The organism is Streptomyces aurantiacus JA 4570 (genome assembly GCF_000414115.1).
GTDB lineage: Bacteria > Actinomycetota > Actinomycetes > Streptomycetales > Streptomycetaceae > Streptomyces > Streptomyces aurantiacus_A.
In genome coordinates this window covers 1-2,152 of record NZ_AOPZ01000411.1, presented here as the reverse complement: position 1 = coordinate 2,152, position 2,152 = coordinate 1, and the positions used below count along the sequence as shown (strand labels likewise).

At 72.2% G+C, this 2,152-nt stretch carries 1 protein-coding gene; it reads right to left on the bottom strand.

Annotation, left to right across the window (positions count from 1 at the left end; all coding sequences use genetic code 11):
* Window positions 1–26: 26 nt before the first annotated feature.
* On the bottom strand, window positions 27–2,030 hold the full coding sequence (gene pknB / locus STRAU_RS31990) for a Stk1 family PASTA domain-containing Ser/Thr kinase (RefSeq protein ID WP_016644557.1): 2,004 nt from the start codon (window positions 2,028–2,030) through the stop codon (window positions 27–29).
* Between the last annotated feature and the right edge of the window lie 122 nt (window positions 2,031–2,152).

Genomic DNA, 2,152 nt, shown 5'->3' with positions numbered 1-2,152 from the left:
GGGGAAGCCCCCGGCAGGGATCAGCCTCAGCGGATCTCGATGGTGATCGTCGACCCCTCGGGAGCCTCGTCCCCGGGGTCCACCGACTGGTCCTTCACGGTGTCACCGAAGAGCCCGAGCAGCCCCCGGTCCTCCTTGACCTCGAACCCGGCCTCGCGCAACTCGTCCTTGGCCTCGCCGACCTTCATGCCCTCCACATCCGGGACCTCGACCATCGGCGGGCCCTTGGAGATCGTCAGCGTGACCGTCGTGCCCTCGGGAACGTCCTTGCCCGCCGCGTCGGGGGACTGCTTGACCACGTCGCCCTTGTCCTCCTCGGAGGAGACCCGGCCCGGCGCGATCTTCACCTTCAGGCCCGCCTCCTCCAGGTCGGCGCGGGCGTCGTCCTCCGACTCGCCAGTCACATCGGGCAGCTCCACCGCGCGGCCCTTGCTGACGACCAGCGCGACGGCCGAGCCGGCCCTGCGGACCTGGCCGGGCTTCGGGTCGGTGCTGATCACGGCGTTCTTCGGGACGTCCTCGCTGAAGGCCCGGGTGACCATGCCGGCCCCGAGACCCGCGTCGTCGAGCTCGTCCTTCGCCTTGGGCAGCGGTGTGCCCTTCAGGTCCGGCACCTTCACGGTCTCCGGGCCGAGGGACACGGTCAGCGTCACCTTGCCGTTGTGCCGGATGCGCTCGCCGACGCCGGGGTCCGTCGCCATGACCGTGCCGCGCTTGTCGGTGTCGCTGTACGCGCGCTTGACCTTGCGTACGTCGAGACCGGCGCCGTCGAGCCGCTCGCGGGCCTGTGCCTCGGTCTTCGCGAGGAGCGGCGGGACCTCCGTGAACTGGCCGGAGTTGATGTACCAGACGCCCGCGCCCAGGCCGAGGACCAGCAGCACGGCGGCTATCGTCGCGGATATCCCGCGACGGGTGTTGAGACGCTGGCGGACGCGGGCCGCGGTCGACTTCGGGGCCGCGGACGGCGCGGCCGCGGGGGGCGGGGTGCGCAGCACGCTGGTGTGGCTGAGGCCGTCCTGCCGGTTTCCTCGCGTTTCCTCCGCGTACGGGGGTTCCGACGTGGTGGGCAGGGGGAGTTGTACGGATCGCGCCGCGCGCGGGATGACGCTCGTACGGTCGTCGGAGGTGTCGTGGCCGTCCCGCTCAGTGCCGCGCGCCTGCGGGGGAACGACGTCGAGCTGCGCGTCGGTGAGCGCGAACCGGGCCTCGCGGAGCTGCGCCAGCAGGGCCACCGCGTCGTACGGACGCAGGTCCGGGTTGCGTGCGGTGGCCGACGCGACCAACTCGTCGAGCTCGTAGGCGAGGCCGGGCACGGCGGCGGAGGGCGGCGGCACGTCTTCGTTGAGGTGCTGGAAGAGCACCTGGGCGGGCGATTCGCCGCCGTGCGGCTTGGCGCCGGTCAGCATCTCGTACAGGACGACCCCGGAGGCGTACACGTCCACGCGGGTGTCCGCGGTGCCGTGCTCGATCTGCTCGGGCGCGAGGTAGGAGACGGTGCCGAGCACCGTGCCGGTGGTGTTCGTGACGGAGTCCACGGCCCGTACGAGACCGAAGTCGGCGACCTTCACCCGGCCGTCGTCCCCTATCAGGACGTTCTCCGGCTTCATGTCGCGGTGTACGAACCCGGCGCGGTGCGCGGCGCCCAGGGCGGCGAGCACGGGCTCCAGGATGTCCAGGGCGGCGCGGGGGCGCAGGGCGCCGCGCTCGCGCAGGACGTCGCGGAGCGTGCAGCCCGCGATGTACTCCATGGCGAGATACACGTACGAGCCGTCGGTGCCCTGGTCGTAGACCCCGACCACGTTCGGGTGCGCCAGGCGGGCCACCGACTTGGCCTCGCGGATGAAGCGCTCCACGAAGGAGGTGTCGGCCGCGAGTGTGGGGTGCATCACCTTCAGGGCGAGCACGCGGTCGAGGCGGGTGTCCACGGCCCGGTAGACCGTGGCCATCCCGCCGACCGCGATCCGCCCGTCCACGCGATAACGGCCGTCGAGCACCTGCCCGACGAGGGGGTCCTTGAGGGTCGTGTCCACGGGGGGAGTCTACGAGGCCGCCCCCACGTCATGGTCCCCGCGGGCACCCGGCCTGCGAGACTGCAGCGCAGCTGTGACCGTTGCTCTGGCCGCAAGGGGGAGCGGCGGCAACCCTCCCGCCG